The organism is Tistrella bauzanensis (assembly GCF_014636235.1).
Taxonomy (GTDB): Bacteria; Pseudomonadota; Alphaproteobacteria; order Tistrellales; family Tistrellaceae; genus Tistrella; species Tistrella bauzanensis.
The window spans coordinates 14502-33714 of the sequence record NZ_BMDZ01000031.1; the positions used below are offsets into that span (position 1 = coordinate 14502).

The 19213-nt window shown below is 67.2% G+C and carries 20 protein-coding genes; 2 read left to right on the top strand and 18 right to left on the bottom strand.

Annotated elements, in window-relative coordinates; translation table 11 throughout:
* The first annotated feature begins 23 nt into the window (after positions 1-23).
* A complete protein-coding gene (locus IEW15_RS13480) occupies positions 24-392 on the top strand; it encodes a VOC family protein (protein WP_188578729.1) in 369 nt (122 codons plus the stop codon).
* 31 nt (positions 393-423) lie between these two features.
* Here the strand turns inward: IEW15_RS13480 and IEW15_RS13485 are convergent, their stop codons facing one another.
* The 12 genes from IEW15_RS13485 to IEW15_RS13540 all read right to left on the bottom strand — a co-directional run bounded on the left by IEW15_RS13485 (position 424) and on the right by IEW15_RS13540 (position 13886).
* A complete protein-coding gene (locus tag IEW15_RS13485; protein WP_188578731.1) occupies positions 424-1122 on the bottom strand; it encodes a TetR/AcrR family transcriptional regulator in 699 nt (232 codons plus the stop codon).
* A 13-nt stretch (positions 1123-1135) separates the two neighbouring features.
* Entirely contained in the window at positions 1136-2899 is a 1764-nt protein-coding gene (locus tag IEW15_RS13490; protein WP_229708086.1) for an AMP-binding protein, read from the bottom strand.
* 28 nt (positions 2900-2927) lie between these two features.
* The gene (locus tag IEW15_RS13495; protein ID WP_188578733.1) at positions 2928-3647 is read right to left on the bottom strand and encodes an ABC transporter ATP-binding protein; all 720 of its coding nucleotides are present in this window, start codon (positions 3645-3647) and stop codon (positions 2928-2930) included.
* Positions 3640-4404, bottom strand: a complete 765-nt coding sequence (locus IEW15_RS13500) for an ABC transporter ATP-binding protein (protein WP_188578735.1) — start codon at positions 4402-4404, stop codon at positions 3640-3642. The genes IEW15_RS13495 and IEW15_RS13500 overlap by 8 nt, the downstream gene beginning before the upstream one ends.
* Entirely contained in the window at positions 4401-5450 is a 1050-nt protein-coding gene (locus IEW15_RS13505) for a branched-chain amino acid ABC transporter permease (RefSeq protein ID WP_229708087.1), read from the bottom strand. Before IEW15_RS13505 ends, IEW15_RS13500 begins: the two co-directional genes overlap by 4 nt.
* Positions 5447-6352: a branched-chain amino acid ABC transporter permease gene (locus IEW15_RS13510; RefSeq protein WP_229708088.1), complete on the bottom strand. Its 906-nt coding sequence runs from the start codon at positions 6350-6352 to the stop codon at positions 5447-5449. Before IEW15_RS13510 ends, IEW15_RS13505 begins: the two co-directional genes overlap by 4 nt.
* A 174-nt stretch (positions 6353-6526) precedes the next feature.
* Complete coding sequence (locus IEW15_RS13515) at positions 6527-7816, bottom strand: ABC transporter substrate-binding protein (RefSeq protein ID WP_188578737.1); 1290 nt, start codon at positions 7814-7816, stop codon at positions 6527-6529.
* 93 nt (positions 7817-7909) lie between these two features.
* The gene (locus IEW15_RS13520; RefSeq protein ID WP_188578739.1) at positions 7910-9634 is read right to left on the bottom strand and encodes a class I adenylate-forming enzyme family protein; all 1725 of its coding nucleotides are present in this window, start codon (positions 9632-9634) and stop codon (positions 7910-7912) included.
* A gap of 43 nt (positions 9635-9677) precedes the next feature.
* Positions 9678-10505, bottom strand: coding sequence for an enoyl-CoA hydratase/isomerase family protein (locus IEW15_RS13525; RefSeq protein ID WP_229708089.1), 828 nt, complete (start codon positions 10503-10505; stop codon positions 9678-9680).
* A 76-nt stretch (positions 10506-10581) separates the two neighbouring features.
* A complete protein-coding gene (locus IEW15_RS13530) occupies positions 10582-11730 on the bottom strand; it encodes an acyl-CoA dehydrogenase family protein (RefSeq protein ID WP_188578741.1) in 1149 nt (382 codons plus the stop codon).
* A gap of 20 nt (positions 11731-11750) precedes the next feature.
* Positions 11751-12956 carry an acyl-CoA dehydrogenase family protein gene (locus IEW15_RS13535; RefSeq protein WP_188578744.1) on the bottom strand — a complete coding sequence of 402 codons (1206 nt, stop codon included), beginning with the start codon at positions 12954-12956 and terminating at the stop codon, positions 11751-11753.
* Between the two features lie 174 nt (positions 12957-13130).
* A complete protein-coding gene (locus tag IEW15_RS13540) occupies positions 13131-13886 on the bottom strand; it encodes an SDR family oxidoreductase (protein ID WP_188578746.1) in 756 nt (251 codons plus the stop codon).
* Between the two features lie 129 nt (positions 13887-14015).
* On the opposite strand from IEW15_RS13540, the gene IEW15_RS13545 reads away from it, so the two are divergent.
* Positions 14016-14927, top strand: coding sequence for an AraC family transcriptional regulator (locus IEW15_RS13545; RefSeq protein ID WP_188578747.1), 912 nt, complete (start codon positions 14016-14018; stop codon positions 14925-14927).
* A 147-nt stretch (positions 14928-15074) separates the two neighbouring features.
* Here IEW15_RS13545 and IEW15_RS13550 read toward each other — a convergent pair whose 3' ends face one another.
* The 6 genes from IEW15_RS13550 to IEW15_RS13575 form a co-directional block, all read right to left on the bottom strand.
* Positions 15075-15512: a VOC family protein gene (locus tag IEW15_RS13550; RefSeq protein ID WP_188578749.1), complete on the bottom strand. Its 438-nt coding sequence runs from the start codon at positions 15510-15512 to the stop codon at positions 15075-15077.
* Positions 15513-15555: 43 nt separating this feature from the next.
* A complete protein-coding gene (locus IEW15_RS13555; protein ID WP_188578751.1) occupies positions 15556-16173 on the bottom strand; it encodes a gamma carbonic anhydrase family protein in 618 nt (205 codons plus the stop codon).
* Positions 16174-16266: 93 nt separating this feature from the next.
* On the bottom strand, positions 16267-16623 hold the full coding sequence (locus tag IEW15_RS13560; RefSeq protein WP_188578753.1) for an MliC family protein: 357 nt from the start codon (positions 16621-16623) through the stop codon (positions 16267-16269).
* 41 nt (positions 16624-16664) lie between these two features.
* Positions 16665-17117, bottom strand: coding sequence for a hypothetical protein (locus IEW15_RS13565; RefSeq protein WP_188578755.1), 453 nt, complete (start codon positions 17115-17117; stop codon positions 16665-16667).
* A gap of 10 nt (positions 17118-17127) precedes the next feature.
* The gene (locus IEW15_RS13570) at positions 17128-18231 is read right to left on the bottom strand and encodes an NADH:flavin oxidoreductase (protein ID WP_188578757.1); all 1104 of its coding nucleotides are present in this window, start codon (positions 18229-18231) and stop codon (positions 17128-17130) included.
* Between the two features lie 72 nt (positions 18232-18303).
* Positions 18304-19191 (bottom strand): crotonase/enoyl-CoA hydratase family protein, encoded by an 888-nt coding sequence (locus tag IEW15_RS13575; RefSeq protein ID WP_188578808.1) that lies wholly within the window; start codon positions 19189-19191, stop codon positions 18304-18306.
* Positions 19192-19213 lie beyond the last annotated feature (22 nt).

The window sequence follows — 19213 nt, forward strand, 5'->3', positions numbered from 1 at the left end:
CCACATGACCGGAGACGACGACCATGGCAATCCCGACCCATCTGCTGCTCTATGTCGACGATACCGCCGCCAGCAGCAGGTTCTATGCCGATCTGCTGGACCTGACACCGCTCGACGTGACCGAGAGCTTCGTTCTGTTCACGCTGCCGAGCGGGATGTTTCTGTCCCTGTGGTCGCGGCACGTGGTGTCGCCGGCCACCACCACGACCGGCGGCGGCACGGAAATCCTCTTTCGCGCGCCGGATCATGCCACGCTTCAGGCGATGCATGACGATTGGGCGGCCCGTGGCATCACCATGATTCAGCCGCCGACCGATCAGGATTTCGGCCGCAATTTCGTCGCCGTCGATCCTGATGGTCATCGCCTGCGGGTGATGGTGCGGCCGGCCTGACGTCAGAACATCGGCTGAGCCGGCGGCGCCGCTAATCGGCGGCGTCGCGGTTCTGGTCGAATTGTGCCGCCGCCGCCAGCGCGTCGGCGGCATGTTCGGCCGAGGGGGCGGCTTCCTCCGGCAGATCGGTGGTGCCCGACAGCGCGCGGGCGACGATCGTCATGTAGATCCGCTCAACCTCGGGCGGCAGCGGCCGCACCGTCGTGCCGTCGACGCAATAGCGTGCCAGCAGGAATTCCCGGGCGCCCATCAGCATATAGGCCATCGGCTCAAGATCGTCGGGGGTATAGCCCGGCAGTTCGCCACCGGCATGGGCGCGGCGCAGGGCGCGGACATAGCCCGTGGCCAGATGGTCGTAGAATTCACGATGGGCATTGGGCGCGAAAAACTCGGCCTCATTGGTCAAGCGGTGCAGATAGGGGTGGGTCGACAGATAGGCGAAATTGGCTTCAAGCCCGATCCGCTCGCGTTCCAGCACTGTGCGGGCATTGCGGGTGCGGCCGCGGATGAAATCGAGCATCCGGCGGCCCAAGGTCGGCAACAGGCTGTCGAACAATGCCTGCCGGTTCTCGAAATGCAGATAGACCGAGCCATGGGCGATGCCGGCTTGCTCGGCGACGCGGGCGATCGAGGTCTTGTCATAGCCCTTGTCGCCGATGGTCCGGGCGGCCGCCTGGATCACCGATTCGCGCACCACCTCCGCGCGTTCGTTGCGCCTGCGCCCCGCCATGTTGTCGGTTTCCTCACTTGATGACGGCCTGTCCGCCCTGCTGTTCCGTGACCAGCTTGCGGATGATATGCTTCTGGATCTTGCCCGACGCCGTGCGGGGGAAATCGTCGACCCATTCGATCCGTTCCGGTAGCTTTTGCCGCGCCAGGCCGCGCGATGCAACAAAATCGGCGATCATATCGCGATCCGGCAGCATCTGGCCGTCATGGGTGGCGTCGCGGGCGGCGTCCGTCGGGATCAGCCAGGCGCAGACACCCTCGCCGAGCCGGGCATGGGGCATGGCCACGACGGCGGCTTCCCGCACCAGCGGGTGTTCGTGCAAGGCGTCCTCGATCTCCTTGGCCGACAGGTTCTCGCCGCCGCGGATGATCAGATCCTTCTTGCGGCCGGTGATCACCAGCCGGCCGTCTTCGGCGACGGTGCCAAGGTCGCCGGTGCGGAAATAGCCATCGGCATCGAAGGCCTCGGCGGTGGCGGCCGGGTCGGTATAGCCGCGGAACAGGGCCGGGCCGCGCGCCACGATCTCACCCTCGGCGCCCGTCGGCACGGGCTGTCCGGCCTCGTCGACCACCCGCACCTCCCAGTCATAGACCGCGCCATCGCTGGTGGCGGCAGCCTCGGCCGATGCCGGGTCGGTGCCGGGATAGCCCTGGGTGATCATCGGGCATTCGCTGGAGCCATAGACCCTGAACGCGGCGAGGCCGGGCATCGCCTTGCGGGCGCGTCTGACGACTTCGGGCGGGACGGCGGCACCGCCACAGGCGAAGATCTTCAGGCTGGTGGCGACGGGCGGGCGCCCGGCGGCGCGGGCCGCCTCGGCGGCGGCGGTCAACTCCTGCAGGAAGGGCGTGGCGCCGATCATGAAGGCCACGTCATGATCGGCGATCAGGTCCAGCGCCTGCGCGCCATCCCAGCGTTCCATGAACACGGTGCGGGTGGCGTGATAGAATGGCAGTTCCATGCCATAGGAATAGCCGGTGACATGGGTGACCGGCGATGGCATCAGCAGCACGTCGCCCGCGCGGATGTTCCAGGCGCGCATCGAACTCATCAAGGCCCGGCGCGAGGTCTCGTGCGCATAGAGCACGCCCTTGGGCCGGCCGGTGGTGCCGGAGGTATACATCACCATCTTCAGCGACGAGGCATCGGCGCCGACCAGATCGGGCGCCAGGTCGGTGACCACGCGATCGTCATCACCGCCATCGTCGCGGGGCGGGCCGCCGGTCCAGTCGTCCCAACTGTCGCAGCCATCCGCCGTGCCGCGCACGGTGATGATCCTGTCGAGCGACGGCAGGCCGGGCTTCAGCGCCGCGGCCATGGCGGCATAGTCGAAATTGCGCCAGCGGGCAGGCAGGATCAGCAGGCGGCTGCAGGCATCGTTCAGGATGAAGCCGACCTCGCGATCGCGATAGATCGGCACGATCGGGTTGATCACCAGCCCCGCCAGCGAACAGGCAAGGTTCAACACCACCGCCTCGTCCCAGTTCGGCAGTTGAAAACTGACCACCGCGCCGGGGGTGAGCCCATGCGCCCGCATCCGCCGCGCCAGTCGCACCGCCCGGTTCCAGATCTGGCCGAAGCTCAGGCCGCCGGTCTCGGTGACGCAGGCGATGGCGTCGGGCGTGGTGGCCGCGCGGTGGCGGGCATCATCGGCCAGCGTGCGGCCGGTCCAGTCGCCGCTGGCCCGGCGGCGGGCGGTTTCATCGGCGGTGAAGCGCAGGCGGAAGCCGCTTGGGTCGTCGATCAGCGTTGCGGTGGGGGGCGACATGGCGGACATGGGCGGACATCCTGAGGCGGGGGCGCGGTCAGACGGCGAGATAGCGGGTCTTCAGCGTCGGATCGGCATCGAAGCCGGCCCAGTCGCCGGAATGAACCAGTTCACCGCTGTCGATCAGATGCAGGGTATCGGTGACGGCGCGGGCAAAGGACAGGTTCTGTTCGGTGACCAGCACGGTCAGGCCGTGATCGCGATGCAGCCGGCGGATCTCGGCCGCCATCTGGTCCACGATCACCGGTGCCAGCCCCTCGACCGGTTCATCCAGCAACAGCAGCCGCGGCCGGGCGATCACGCCGCGCGCCACCGCCACCATCTGCTGCTGGCCGCCTGAGAGCGCATAGCCGGCGCGCTCCGCGAACGGCACCAGGGCGGGGAACAGATCCCAGATCTCGTCCATGGTCATCGGCTTCACCCCCGGGCGGGCGGCATGGACGCCAAGGGCGATGTTCTCGGCCACGGTGATGTGTGGAAAGATCCGCCGGTCTTCCGGCACCAGCATCAACCCGGCGCGGGCGCGGGCATCGGCGCCGAGGGTGCGGAGGTCGCGGCCATCCAGGCTGATCCGGCCCGAGACCAGTTTCGGGCCGGCATTCAGGATGGTCTTCAGCACCGTCGACTTGCCGGCGCCATTGCGGCCCAGCAGCGCCACGGCGGCGCCATCGGCGATGGTAAGGTCGATGCCGTGCAGGACGACCGCGTCGCCATAGCCGGCATGGAGTGCGTCGATGCGCAGCAGCGGATCAGCCATGGCCCAGATAGACCTCCTTGACGGTGGGATCGTCGCGCACGTCGGCGGGCGCGCCGCTGGCGATGACGGCGCCGTGATGCAGCACGGTCAGTCGCTGGGCAAGGCCGAAGACCACGCCCATGTCGTGTTCGGTCAGCAGGAAGGCCAGGCCATGGGCGCGCTGGGTGTCGGCGATCAGCGCCGCCGCGTTGCTGCGGTCGCCTGGCGACATGCCGGCGGTGGGTTCGTCCAGCATGATCAGGCGCGGGCGCAGCGCCAGGCTCATCGCCAGCTCCAGGCGCTTCTTGTCGCCATGCGACAGCAGTTTCGCCGGCCGGTCGGCCTGATCGCCCAGCCCCAGCCCGTCGAGCAGGTGGCGGGCCTCGGTCATGGTCGACTTGCGCGGGTTGACCCGCAATGTCAGGGCGAAGCCGCCGCGCGCCCGGCGCTCCCGCGCTTCCACCGCCACGATCAGGTTTTCGATCGTGGTCATCTCGCCGAAGATCCGGGCGACCTGGAACGACCGGCCGATGCCGCGCCGCACCCGCTGCCAGCCGGCCAGCCGGGTGACGATATCGGCGCCCAGCCGGATCTCGCCGCCATCGACCGGAAATTCACCCGATACCGCCTTGAACAGCGTGGTCTTGCCGGCGCCGTTGGGGCCGATCACGACATGGGCCTCGCCCTCGGCCACATCGATCGACACGTCGTGCAGCACCTGGGTCTTGCCATAGAACTTGACCAGTCCGCGGGCCGAGAGGATGGGGGTGGCGGTCATGGCGTCTGCTCCTGTGGGCGGCCGGAGGCAGGCGACGGTGTCGCCGTCGATCGTGCGGCGGCACGCCCGCGCAGCTTCATCACCAGCCCCATCACGCCGCCGGGGATGGCCAGCACCACCGCCAGCAGCATCAGGCCGGTGGTGATATCGGCGATGCCGTGCATGGTGCGGGTGGCATATTCCACGGCGCCGAACAGGATGGCGCCGACGGCGGGGCCCCAGAAGCTGCCGGCGCCGCCCAGCAGCGCATACAGCACCGGCCGGGTCGACTGGCTCCAATGGGCAAGTTCCGGCGTCACGATCTGGGTCCAGGGCGCGAACATGGCGCCGGCAAAGGCGCTGGCGGCGCCCGAAATCGCGAAGGCAATCAGCCGGTGGCGGTCGACATCCAGGCCAAGGAAGGCGGCGCGGACCGGATCCTGGCGGATGGCGCGGAAGCTGCGGCCCAGCACGCCGTGCCCCGCCCACCACAGCGCCGCCGAGGCAAGCCCGCAGCCCAGGATCATCGCATAGTAATAGGCATCGCCCCGGGTGAGATCGATGGTGATCACACCCAGATCGATCACCGGCCGGGTGATGCCCACCAGCCCGTCATTGCGGCCCAGCCAGTCGGTCTTGGTGATGATCACATGCACGAGTTCGGCGAAGGCCAGGGTGAGGACGGCGAAATAGATCCCGCCGGAACGGCGCAGCGCGACCAGACCGAAGATGATGGCGGCCAGGGCCCCCAGAAGGGTCGCGATCAGCAGCCAGCCCAGGAACGGCCCGCCGCCAAGCTGTTGCGGCCCAGCCGCCATGGTATAGGCGCCGACCGCGAAGAACATCGCCTGACCGAAGGACAACAGGCCGGCATAGGCGAACAGCAGATTCCAGGCCTGCGCGAAGACGATGTTGACCAGCACCAGACCGGCCAGGAACACCAGCCCCTGGTTCAGCACGGCGGGCGCCAGCGCGAACAGCACCATGCCGAGCGCCAGCGGCCACAGCGCCAGCAGGGTGGCGCCGCCGGTACCGGCGGCTTTTCGAGTGCGATCGGGTGTCATCATGCCACCTGTGCCTTGCCCATCAGGCCCTGCGGCCGGATCAGCAGCACGGCCGCCAGCGCGATGAAGAAGAAGATGCCCGGATAATCGGGCACGAAGACCGTGCCGAAGCTCTCGATCATGCCCAGCATCACCGCCGCGATCGCAGCACCCCGGATGCTGCCCATGCCGCCGACGATGATCACCCCGAAGGCCTGAAGCAGAAACACCCCGGCCAGGCTGGGCGACAGGCTCTGATTGGCGGCGAGCAGCCCGCCCGCCAGACCGGCCAGGCCGAAGGCGATGACCACCGTCACCATCAGCACCCGGCCGACATTGATGCCCAGCAGCGTCGCCATCCAGCTATCCATGGCAACGGCCCTGATCAGCTTGCCGAAGCTGGTGCGTTCCATCAAAAGGTCCAGGCCGATGAAGGTGAGGATGCCGCAGACGATCACGAAGATGGCGAATTCGGGCATGATCATGTCGCCCAGGAACAGGGCGCCGCCAAGCTCGGCGGGGGTCGGCACCGACATGAAGTTCAGGCCCCAGATCAGCTTGACCGCACCGTCGCAGACCAGCAGCAGGGCATAGGTCGCGATCAGCACATAGGCGTCTTCCACGTCGCGCAGGCGCCGGAAGATGGCGAAATCGGCGGCGACGCCCAGGGCCGCGACCGCCATGCCCGAGGCCAGTGCCACCACCATATACAGCCACAGCGGCACGGCACCGCCGCCCAGCAACTGCATCAGCGTGAAGGCGATATAGGCGCCGATCATGAAGAACCCGCCATGGGCGAAGTTCAGGATGTGCAGGATACCGAAAATGAGCGTCAGCCCGGCGGCGACCAGAAAGGTCGCGGCGGCCCAGGACATGCCGTTGAACATGATCAGCGCCAGATCGGCGAGGGTCATCATCGCCTCCATGGGTGTGGCCGCCTGCCCGGCTTGAGCGATCGGACCGCCACAGGATCGAACGGAAGACAAAGGACAGCCGCCGGAACGCGGCACTTCACCGGGGAGGCGCGATCACACAGGCCGGCCCGGCGGCTGCCAAGGTGCTCTCAAGAGGGGGAGGTTGAGAGCAATCCTGTCGGCGGGTCAGAGCGTCTTCAGCTCCAGCTTCTCGCCCGGGCGCGGCGGCTCGACCACGCTGTCGCCGGGCACCGAGATATAGTCGGTGACCTCGAAACCGTCGGCGCTGCCGGCCTTGGGCTGGATGCGCATGGCTTCGGCATTCTTCACCGCCTGATTGTCTTCGGCGCGGAGCGTCCGCTTGCCAGTGGCGGTGTCGAAGGTCAGCCCCTTCAGGGCGGCGATGATCGCCGCCGCCTTGGTGTCGCCGCCGGTCTTCTCGATCGCGGCCTTGTAGGCATAGACCGCGGCATGGGCTTCCGCCGCCCAGCCCATCGGATAGTGGTTGCCGGTCCGCTCGACATAGGCGTTGTAGAGGTGATCCGACATCGGATTGCCCTGATTGGCCTTGAAATACCAATGCGTGCCGGTCCAGGTGTCGGGGGACTGGTCCTTCATCGCCAGCGGCACCAGGAATTCATTGGCCGAATCGACCAGAACCTTGGTTTTGTCGAACAGGCCGAAGGGTCGGGCCTGCTGATAGAGGGTGACGGCATCGCCGCCATAGGCCGAGGTGTACAGGCCCTCGAACGGCTGGCGCATCGCGGCGGCGATGAAGTTCTTATAGTCGCCGGAACCATAGGGGATCAGGATCGGCCGCGAAATCTCGGGCTGCTTGCCGGTGACCTGGGGGAACACGGTCAACATGGCGTCGACGAAGATCGCCCAGGTGGTGCGGCCATATTCGTGATCCGGGATGATGCCGCCCCAGCTCGTGATATTGGGATAGCGCTCGGCGATCATCCGGATCAGGCCGTATTGCCGCGAATAGGGGCTGTCGCCGATGCGGAACACATGGGGGTTATAGTCTTCATGGTTCAGCTTTTCGGTGCCGGCGCCGCAGGTGAGCACCACGCCGCCGGCGGCCTGCATCAGCGGCCCCATGGCCAGCGCCACTGGCGAGCTGATGGCGCCGAGCTGAAGGTTCACGCCCTGGCCCAGCAATTCGCGCGCGGCCACTGTGGCGGCAGCCGGATTGGCCTTGCTGTCGCGCATCTCCAGCGCCAGCGGCCGGCCGTTGACGCCACCATCGGCATTGATCTTCTCGATCGCGATTTCGGCGCCATGGCGCACGAAGCTGCCGAGCATCTCCTGCGCGCCCGACAGCGGCGTCACCAGGCCCAGCGTGATCGGGTTGTCGGCGGCGCGCGCGCCGGGGATCCACAAGCGGCCGAGCGGCGCCAGCGCTGCTGCGGCGGCGGTGCTCTTCAGCAATGTGCGGCGGCTGAACCGGTAGCCGTCATTCGAACGGGTCATCGTCGTCTCCTCCCAATGGCATGGGTAGCGGTGCCGTTATCGGCCGGGGCACGGTGTCCGTGGTGCCGGCGTGTCGGTCTTTCCGCGTCTGTGTCATGCCTGTCGTGCTGTTGTCGATACGGGGCTGGTGGTGGGGTGGGTGTCGGTTACCGTCACCTTGGCGTAGTGGCGGCGAAGCTCGGTCTTCAGCACCTTGCCCAGCGGATTGCGGGGCAGCGCATCGGTGATGAAGATCCGGCGCGGGGTTTCATAGTCGGCCAGCACCGCGCGGGCGGCGGCGGTCAGCCGGGTAATGAACTGCTGGTCGGTCTCGTCGATGGCGGGCGCAGGCTCATGCGTCCGGCCGCGGACGATCACGGCGGCGACATCCTCGCCCAGCCGTGGATGGGGCAGGGCGATCACCGCCGCCTCGAACACGCCGGGCACGCGGTGCAGAACCTCTTCCACCCGGCGCGCGGCGATTTTAAGCCCGCCCCGGACGATCACGTCCTTCAGGCGATCCAGATGATGAAGATGGCCATCGCCATCGATCAGCCCCCAGTCGCCGGTGCGCACCCAGCCATCGCGTAGCGTGGCGGCGGTCGCCGTGGCATCGCCGTGATAGCCGGCCATGTTGGCGGGGCTGGCTATCTCGATCTCGCCGGGCTGGCCGGCCGGCTGTGGCGTGCATTCCTCATCGGTGATCCGCACCCGGCACAGCGGCATCGGCCGGCCGACCGACCCCGGATGGCTCAGCACCTCATCCGGTTGCAGCATGGTGCCGGTGGGGCCGGTCTCGGTCATGCCGTAATTCTGGCGCTGGTCGACATCCGGGAAGCGTTTGGCCAGCGCGATCACCGCTTCTTGCGGCATGGCGGCGCCGCCATAGTCCCAGATCCGAATGCTGGACAGGTCGGGCGCGTCGTCGCCACGGCGCGTCAACGCATCCAGGATATACAGATAGCCCGACGGCACCGACAGCAGCACGGTGCTGCGGCGGGCGGCGATCCGGTTCAGGATCGCATCGGCATCGAAGGCGGGCTCCACGATCATGGTGGCCCCTGCCCAGAGGGCAGCCAGCGGGTTGAAATGCACGCCCGAGCTGGTGAAGAACGGCACCGCGTGATGGTGGATATCCTTGGGGCCAAGGGTCAGCGCGGTACCGAAGATGGCGCCGGTCGCCACGGCCGACCCTTGGGTGTGCACCACCGCCTTGGGCCGGCCGGTGGTCCCGGAGGTGAAGATCAGATCGGCGGTATCCGATGGCGTCGGCTCGGCCCAGGCCTGGACAGAGATGGCGGCACCGGCGGCCAGAAGAGCTTGCAGGCCATCATCGGCCGCGGCATCCACGCAGACGAACCCGCGCCCGCATCGCGCACGGGCGGCAGCCAGACGCGGCATCAGCGCGGTTTCGGCGATCACCATCCGCACATCGGACAACGCCAGGGCATGGTCCAGATCCTCGTCGCCATAACGCGGGTTCAGGGGCACGAGTACGGCGCCGAGCCGCGCCGCCGCGAACTGCACCAGATGCGCCTCGGTGATCGCCATGTTGGTGGCCAGCACCCCCAGCGCCTCGCCCGGCCGGATTCCGGCTTGATACAGGCCGCGTGCGAGCACGGCGGAGCGGGCCGCCATCTCTGCGAAGCTGGTGGTGGCGAGGCCGTCGGGACCGGCCGGCGCCAGCACCGATGGCGCCACCAGCATGGGCCTCGCGCCGAAGCGCGCCGCCTGCCGGTCCAGCAGGCGCGCAAGCGTGCCGGTTTCCGCGATCGCGACCATGAGGGCTGCGTCGAGGGCGGCTCCGGATACGGTGGTGTCGGCCTGTGGGTCGGTCATGGCGGGAACTCCGGCGGGGGCGTCGGTCGGATGGCGGGGCCGGTCAGCGGCCGGTGAACACCGGCTTGCGCTTGTCGCGGAAGGCGGCCACGGCTTCCTTATGGTCTTCGGTCAGGTTCGACATGCTTTCATAGCCGATGCAGGCATCCATCATCGAATGGGCGAGCTGCTTCAGCGCGATGTTGGTTGCGGTCTTGGTCCAGCGGATCGCCTTGGTGGCGCCGCCGGCCAACCGGTCGGCCAGGGCATAGACTTCGGCATCGAGCTGGTCGGCCGGCACCGCGCGGTTGATCAGGCCGATTTCGGCCGCACGGGGTGCTGTCAGCAGATCGCCGGTCAGCAGGAACTCCTTGGCGCGGGCGAAGCCGATCAACTGCGGCCAGATCACCGCGCCGCCATCGCCGGCGACCAGCCCGACCGACACATGCGGATCGCCGATCCTGGCCTTGTCCGACGCGATGATGATGTCGCACATCAGCGCGATGGTGGCGCCAAGGCCGGTGGCATGGCCGTTCAGCCGGCAGATCAGCGGCTTTTCAAGATCAAGCTGGCTGAACACGATGCGCTTGGCCTCGACGCCGGTGCGCTCGAACTCGCCCGGCACGTCGATATGCTCCTGCATCCAGTTGATGTCGCCGCCGGCGCAGAAGGCGCGGCCATGGCCGGTCAGCACGATGATGTCGCTGTCCGGGTCGTGGGCGGCATCGGTGAACACCCGCGAGAATTCCTCGTGCAGCCGGGCATTGACCGCGTTCATCGCCTCCGGGCGGTTGATCGAGATGGTCAGCACGCGGTCGCGGCGATCGAAGGTGAAGCACTCGTAATCGCGGAAGGCGAAGGGGCGGGGTCCGGCTGAAGTGTCGGTGGTCAAGGCTTGGGTTCCTCCGTGGCGGATGGGGGCGGTTCGAGCGCCGCCCTTGTCGGTTGTGGCGTCGTCGGGATGCCGCTCAGGCGGCGGCATTGCTCTGGTCGGAGAGGGCGATGAAGCGGTCGAGATGCAGGTCATTGCCGCCGAAGCCGGCCGCGATCACCTTGATGCGCTTGAAGCCATGGCCGATGATCAACTCGTCGGTCATGCCGATGCCGCCATGAAGCTGAATCGCCTCGCGTCCCACCTGCATGGCCAGTTCGGCCACATGCAGCCGCGCGGCCGACACCGCATGGCCGCGCGCCTGCGGTTCATCCCCCGCCGATGGCGCGCCGATCAGGGCGACACTGGCCATGATCACCATCGACCGTGCTTCCTCGCAGGCGATATGCATGTCGGCCAGGCGGTGTTGCAGAGCCTGGAACTTGCCGATCGGCTGGCCGAACTGATGGCGGGTGCGGGCATACTCCAGTGTCGCGTCCTTCAGCCGCTCCATCACCCCCAGCGCCTCGGCGAGTTCGGCGGTGATGGCGGCGTCCAGCCGGCGGGCGAGGGCTGTGGTTGCGGCATCGCCGCGTAGCAGCAGGGCGCCGGCGGGCAGGGTCACGCCTTCGAAGGCGATCTCGGCTGCGCGCATGCCGTCGAGTGTGGGATAGCCGGTGCGGGTGATGCCGGGTGTGGTGGCGTCGGCCAGGAATACCAGCGCCTCGCCATCCGGGCCGGTGGCGGTGACGATCAGATGATCGGCCTCGGCGCCGGCGCGGACCACCGTCTTCGTGCCGTCCAGCCGCCAGATCCCATCGTCGCCGGGCATGGCGCGGGTGACGCGCGGCGCCCGCGGGTCGCGCAGGCCGGGTTCGTCGTGGGCGAAGGCCGCGATCAGCCCGCCGCCGGCAATCGCCTGAAGCCGCTGGTCATCATGGGCGGCGGCACTGTCCAAGATCAGCCCGGCCGCGATCACGGCGGTCGACACATAGGGCTCGGTCATCAGCCCGCGACCGATCTCCTCCATCACGATCATGGTCTCGATCGCGCCGCCGGCGCTGCCGCCGGCCATTTCGGGTAGCGCGACACCCAGCCAGCCCATCTCGGCCATGGCGGCCCATGCCGCGCGATCAAGGCCGGTCGCGGCGGCGGCCTTGCGCCGCTGAAGATCGTAGCGCTCATCGACCCAGCGGCGGGCCATGTCGCGGAGCATCGATTGTTCGTCGGTATAGCGGAAATTCATGCGAGTGCCGCCCTTGTCCGTCAGAGCCCGAGGGCGTGCTTGGAGAGGATGTTGCGCTGAACCTCGTTGCTGCCGCCCCAGATGGTCGGCGCGCGATGATAAAGGTATTCAGCCAGGATGCCGGCGGCGCCGTCGGGTCCGATCTCGATGCCCTCAGCCTCGGCCTCAAGCAGCCGGACATCGAACGGCACGCCATACAGGCCAAGCACATCGGTCGACAATTCGGTGATCGTCTGAAGCAGTTCGGTGCCGCGGATCTTCAGCAACGATGCCTCGGCGCCGGGGGACGCTCCGTCCATGGCCGCGTCCAGCATGCGCAGCGTGGTCCATTCCAGCGCCATGATCCGGATCTCGATCCGGGCCACGCGGTCGCGGAAGCGCGCATCATCGGCCAGCACACCCTGGCCGTTGGCATGGGGCAGGCGGGCGGCGGTGCGGCGCAGCTTGGCCAGCAGGCGGCGGGCCTTACCGGTCTCGGCCGACAGCATCCGCTCATGCCCCAGCAGGAATTTGGCGTAGGTCCAGCCCTGGTTCTCGGCGCCCACCCGCTCGGTCACCGGCACGCGGACGTCATCAAAGAACACCTCGTTCAGATGATGGGCGCCATCGATCGAGATGATCGGCCGCACCGTCACGCCCGGCTGCCTCATGTCGAGCAGCAGGAAGGAAATGCCCTCCTGCGGCCGGGCGGCATCGGGATCGGTGCGGGCCAGACAGAACATCATGTCGGCCCAATGGGCCATGGTGGTCCAGATCTTCGAGCCGTTGACGATGTAATGATCGCCATCGCGAACCGCCCGGGTCTTCAGGCCGGCCAGATCGGATCCGGCGCCCGGCTCGGAATAGCCCTGGCACCAGAACACGTCCGACGACAGGATGCCGGGCAGATGCCGGGCCTGCTGGTCTTCGTTGCCATAGGTAAAGATCACCGGGCCGACGTAATTGACGCCGAAGGGCAGCAGCCAGGGCGCGCCGGCGCGCGCGGTTTCTTCCTGAAATATATAGCCCTCGACCGGCGACCAGTCGCAGCCGCCCCACGCCTTGGGCCAGAAGCCGGCGATCCAGCCACGGTCATACAGGATCTTCTGCCAGCGGATATGGTCGTCGCGGGTCAGGTGGCGGCCATCCAGCACCTTGGCGCGGATGTCGTCGGGCAGTCGCTCTTCACAGAACCGCCGTACCTCGTCGCGGAAGGCCCGCTCTTTTGCCGTGAACTCGGCGTGCATGCCTCGCTCCGAATTGATTAATGATTCATCAGTCACCATTGTTGTCGTTGAAACCGCGCGTATGCGCAAGATGAAATCTCATGCTGCGGCGCAAAAGAAACTATGAGAATGATTGTGCGGCGCGATGGAGGTGGAGCGGCATCGGTGGACGATACCACTCCACCAGAGGCGCGGTCAGATGGTCTGGCCGCCTGACACCTCGATCCGCTGGCCGTTGATCCAGCGGTTGTCGGCTGACAGCAGGCTGGCAATCATCGGGCCGATATCGTCGGGCACGCCGACGCGGCCCAGAGCGGTCATGCCGGCGAAAACCTTGTTCAGGTCGGGCATGTCGCGGACCGCGCCACCGAGGAAATCGGTCTCGATCGCGCCCGGCGCCACGGTGTTGACGGCGATGCCGCGGCTGCCCAGCTCCTTGGCCAGATAAACGCTGAGCACCTCGACCGCTCCCTTCATCGCCGCATAGGCGGCAAAACCGGGATAGGCGATGCGGGTCAGGCCGGATGACAGGTTCACGATCCGGCCACCATCGGCAAGCATCGGCAGCAGCGCCTGGGTCAGAAAGAACACGCCCTTGAGGTGGACGTTCATCAGGTGATCGAACTGCGCTTCGGTGGTGTCGGCGATCAGGGCCATGTCGCCATGGCCGGCATTGTTGACCAGATGGTCGAAGCTGTTGCGTTGCCATGTCGCGGCGAGTGCTGCCCGCAGCCGGTCTGCGAACGCCGCGAAACCTGTGATGTCGCCGACATCGAGGTCGAGGGCCAGCGCCTTGCGGCCCATGGCCTCGATCTCGGCGACCACGGCCTCGGCCTCGTCGGCGCGGCTGCGATAGGTGATGATGACGTCTCCACCCTTGCGGGCGATGTTCAGCGCCGTGTTCCGGCCCAGCCCCCGGCTGCCGCCGGTGACGATCGCGATCCTGGTCATTGACCCGTCTCCATGGTTTGGTGATGGGCCCAGTATCGGTCCGGCCGGCGGGGTCGCGTTGCCGGAAGCTGGACGTTGTTTGCCTGATCCTGCAAAATCGCGGCGTGTCAGATGCAGAGGGCCTGTCGCATGAAGGATCGTGCCGTGACCGCAGCGCTTCTCGATGCCGTGCGCCGCCATGCCGAGGCCCATGCCGACCGGTCGGGCATCGCGCGGACCCCCGTTCCGGGGCTGACGGCGATCAGGGCTGCGGCGCGCACCGCGCTGGATTATGCCATCGCGCGACCGCTGGTCTGCCTTGTTCTGCAGGGCACCAAGCAGGTCACGACCGGCAGCCGGTCATTCACCTTCAGCGCCGGCGATCTGCTGCTGATCACCGCCGACGTGCCCACCGTCAGTCAGATCACCCGCGCCAGCACCGGCATGCCCTATGTCTCGCTGGTGATGGACCTGGACGCGGCGGTCATCGCCAGCCTGGTGCCCGAGATGGCGCCCCAGACCGCCGCCGATCATCACGGGGCCGTGCGGATCGAACCGACCGATGCCGAGGTTGCCGATGCGGCGCTGCGGCTGATGCGGCTGATCGAGCGTCCGACATCGGTGCCGATTTTGCAGGCGCCGTTGGTGCGGGAATTCCACTACTGGCTTCTGGCCGGGCGCCATGGTGCTGCCATCCGGCGGCTTGGCCTGGCCGATGGCCATGCACAACGGGTGGCACGCGCGGTGGCGCTGCTGCGGTCCGATTATGCCCGGCGCCTGCCAGTGGAGCGGCTGGCGGCGGCGGCGGGCATGAGCATGTCGTCGTTCCACCGGCATTTCCGGGCCGTCACCTCTCTGACGCCGCTGCAGTTTCAGAAACAGCTCCGGCTGATCGAGGCCAGACGGATCATGCTGGCGGACGGCGTGAATGCCAGCGAGGCTGCGTTCCGGGTTGGCTATGAAAGCGTGCAGCACTTCACCCGCGATTACGGCCGGATGTTCGGGTTGCCGCCAGCCCGCGACATGGCGGCGATGCGCGACCGGCTGCAAGCCGCGGCGTGATGGCGGCGCGGTGGTTGAGCGCCCAGCCTGCCAGCGCATCGATCGGCGCCAGCAGGCCGCGCCCCGGATCCGTCAGGGCATAATCCACGCGCAGCAGGTTGCCGGGGGTGCCGTGGTGATCAGCGGCTTCCGCCGGATGCCGATCCGTTACCAGACGCCGGTATTGGGCATCGATGCCCAGGGCTCGGCCGGCGCCAGAGCTTTGCCCTTCTGCAGCAACTCGACCGAGATCAGGTCGGGGGAGCGGACAAAGGCCATATAGCCGTCACGTGGCGGCCGGTTGATGGTGATGCCTGCCGCCATCAATCGGGCGCAGGTGGCATAGATATCGTCGACCTGGAAGGCGAGATGGCCGAAATTGCGCGCGCTGCCATAGTCTTCCCGGTCCCAGTTATAGGTCAGCTCGATCAGGGGCGAGGTCTCATCGCCCGTGGTGATGTCGTCGGGTGCGCCCAGAAACACCAGGGTGAAGCGTCCGGCCTCCGATTCCTTGCGGCGCAGTTCACGCAGGCCCAGATGGGTGCAGAAGAAGGCAAGCGTGGCATCCAGGTCGCGGACGCGGATCATGGTGTGCAGAAAATGCATGGCGGAGATCCCTCGGCATGGGGTCGATGATGGCGCAGCCGGATCAGGCGCCCGCAGCCTCGCGGGCGATGCGGGCGATTTCGGCATCCATCTCGGTATGAAAGCTGTCGCGTGACCACAAGCGATCGTCGCCCTCGGCATAGGCTTCGGCGTTGCGGCGATAGAGGAAGGCGTTCAGCCGGTTGGCGGCGCCGTTGTCGCGGGTGCGCACCACCTTGGCCGGCGTGCCGACCACGATGGAATTCGGTGGAATGATCGTGCCTTCCTTCAGGCAGGACTGGGGCGCGATGATCGAATTCTCGCCGATCACGCAGCCATCCATCACCGTGGCACCGATCCCGACCAGAACATTGTCGCCGATCTGGCAGCCATGGATGGTGACATGATGGGTGATGGAGCAGTTGCGGCCGACATGGGTGCCGGTATGGGAACCGACATGAACCATGACGAAGTCCTGAATATTGGTGTTCTCGCCGATGACGATGTCGAACATCTCGGCGCGGAACACCACGTTCATCCATACCGACACGCCGGCCTTGAGCGTGACCTTGCCGAAGATGGCGGCTGAGCGGTCGATGCGTGCCACCGGGTCCACGACCACTTGGGCGCCGATCCGCAGACCGGCGGCCCGTGCCGCGGCGATATCCGCTCCACTGAACATGGGTACTGACCTTTCGCGTTCCGTCTGTTGCAACCTCCACCCCGGCGACACTGTGCCGATACGCGCGGCGATCTGCAACCGGCGCCGCTGCCGTCAGTCCGGTTCCTGGTCCTGACAGGTCGTGGCGGTGGCCCCGCCGACGGTCCAGCTGGCCGCGCGGCCCTTGCCGCGCAGGCTGTGGCCTGCATCGGCATAGCGAAAGCCCGAGCCGGAGACGCGTTGCGGCAGCACCACGGTTCCGCCGGTCGACATGGTCACGGTGGCCGCGTCGCCCTGAAAGCGCACGTCGAGTATGCTGCCGTCATCGCAGACATAGCGGGCAGTGAAGACCTGTGGTGGCGATGTGGCGGCATCGGTGGCCGAGATCGGGCGTTCCGCGCAGCCACCGAGGATAGCGGCAACGACAACCAAGCCGGCCAGAATCGGGCCCAGGTGATGCCTGGGTCTCATCTGTCTCTCCCGATGGGTTCAAAGCGGTGGTCGTCGGCAGATCAGGCCTTGCAGGCCACCGGTCTGCCGCTGCCGACAGCCCAGATCGCCTGATCGCCGCTCTGTTGCAGGCTGTGGCGGTTGGTTGCATACAACCTTACGGAGTCGCTGGTCTGCAATGGCAAGATCAACTGTTCGCCATCACCGGTGCGGATAACGACATGGTCTGATTCGAAACGCACCTTCAGCGTACCGCCATCGGCACAGCTATACGATGCCGACCACGGCCCGGCCCTGGGTGCGACGTTCGAGGTGTCGTAGCGTTCCGTTCCGCACGCCGCAAGCGCGATAAGGAGCAGACTACTGAGTGCTAAGGGTGCCGTCCGCCGCATCATTGGCCTCCGCGTCGGGATCATTCCCGAACCCCAAGGAAGCACTGTTTCGGCGAAAATCGCCAGCACGATCCGATGATATTGCCAAAAAGAGGCACGATGCCGACGGATGTGCGCCGGCATCGTGATAACGTCAGTACAAGGTCGCCAACGCCTCCCGACCAAAATTCATTAAGTCTTCATTGCGTCCGGTGCGGATCTTTTCAACCCAATCGGGATCCTGGAGCAGCGCACGACCGACCGCGACCAGATCGAACTCGTCGCGGGCCATCCGTTCGATCAGCCCGTCGAGTGATGCGGGCTCCGACCCCTCGCCACGGAAGGCAGCGACGAATTCACCCGACAGCCCCACCGAGCCGACAGTGATGGTCGGCCGGCCGGTGAGCTTGCCGGCCCAGCCCGCGAAGTTGAGATCGGAACCGTCGAATTCGGGCTCCCAGAACCGGCGCTGCGAGCAATGGAAGATGTCTGCGCCCGCCGCGGCCATCGGCTCCAGCCAGGCGGCCATCTCGGCCGGGGTTTCCGCCAGACGCGCCTTGAAATCCTGTTGCTTCCACTGCGACAGCCGGATGATGACCGGATAGCCGGGGCCCACCGCCGCCCGCACCGCTTTCAGGATCTCCACCGCGAACCGGGTCCGTTCGGGCAGCGTGCTGCCGCCCCAGCGGTCGGTGCGCTGGTTGGTGCCGGCCCAGAAGAACTGATCGATCAGATAGCCATGGGCGCCATGCAACTCCACGGCATCGAAGCCCAGCAGCTTGGCATCGGCCGCCGCCTGACCGAAGGCGGCGATGGTGTCGGCCACGGCGGCATCGGTCATCGGTTCAGCAAACTGCTTTCCCGGCGACGACAGGCCCGACGGGCTGTCGACCGGCCCCGGCGCCTTCCAGTCGGTCTGGGTGTTGCGCGCCGAGCCGACATGCCAGAGCTGCGGCGCCATCAACCCGCCCGCCGCATGCACCTCGTCGATCACATGCTTCCAGGCGGCCAGTTCCTCGGTGCCCCAGAAGCGGGGCACGTTGGGATCGTTCAGCGAGGCGGGGCGATTGATGCCGGTGCCTTCCGACACGATCAGGCCGACACCGCCCTCGGCACGCCGGCGATAATAGGCGGCGACCTGGGCGGTCGGCACGCCGCCCGGCGAGAACGACCGGGTCATCGGCGCCATGACGATGCGGTTCGGCATGTGCAGGGGCCCCAGATCGAAGGGGCGGAACAGAAGATCGGTCGCGGCCATGCGGGTATCGCTCTGTGTGGGGAATGGGGTGCGGCGGCGGGTGTGCGGGGGGGAGGGGCGCGGGATCAACGATCAGAGGAATTTGGGCTCGGGCCACCAGGGATAGACATCGGGCATGTCGGCGGAGACCGTGTTCGCGAACTGCGCCGGGCGCTTTTCCAGGAAGGCCTTGATGCCTTCCTCGACATCGCTGCTGCGGCCGCGGGAGACGATCGCGCGGCTGTCGATGCGGTGGGCGGCCATTGGATGGTCTTCGGCCTGCAGGCGCCACAGCATCTGGCGGGCCATGGCCACCGAGACCGGCGCCGCATTGTCGGCGATTTCACGCGCCAGCGCGCGGGCGGCCGGCAGAAGATCATCGGGCGCGTGCACCGATCGCACCAGGCCGCGCGCCAGGGCCTCGTCGGCATTGAACACCCGGCCGGTATACACCCATTCCAGCGCGGTCTGCATGCCCACCAGCCGGGGCAGGAACCACGAGGATGCCGCTTCGGGGGTGATGCCGCGACGCGCGAAGACGAAGCCGAAGCGGGCATTGTTTGATGCCATGCGGATGTCCATGGCGAGCTGCATGGTGGCGCCAACCCCGACCGCGGCGCCGTTCACGGCCGAAATCACCGGCTTCAGGCTGTCGAAGATCCTCAGCGTCACCTGGCCGCCGCCATCGCGGTGCACGCCGGCGACCTGATCGCGGATGCCGACCCGCTTGTCGAAATCGAAAGTGTCGCCGCCGCTTTCCAGATCGGCCCCGGCGCAGAAGGCGCGGCCGGACCCGGTGACGATCACGGCACGGACATCGTCATCGGCATCGGTCACGTCGAACAGCCGCAGCAGATCATCCATCATCGCGCCGTTGAAGGTGTTCATCTTCTCTGGGCGGTTGAATGTGGCGGTGGCGATACCGTCCGCGACGGCATAGTCGAGGGTTCTGAACGCGGGCTGCTTGGGATCGGCGGGCATCGGGCGAACCTCCGGTGGTTTC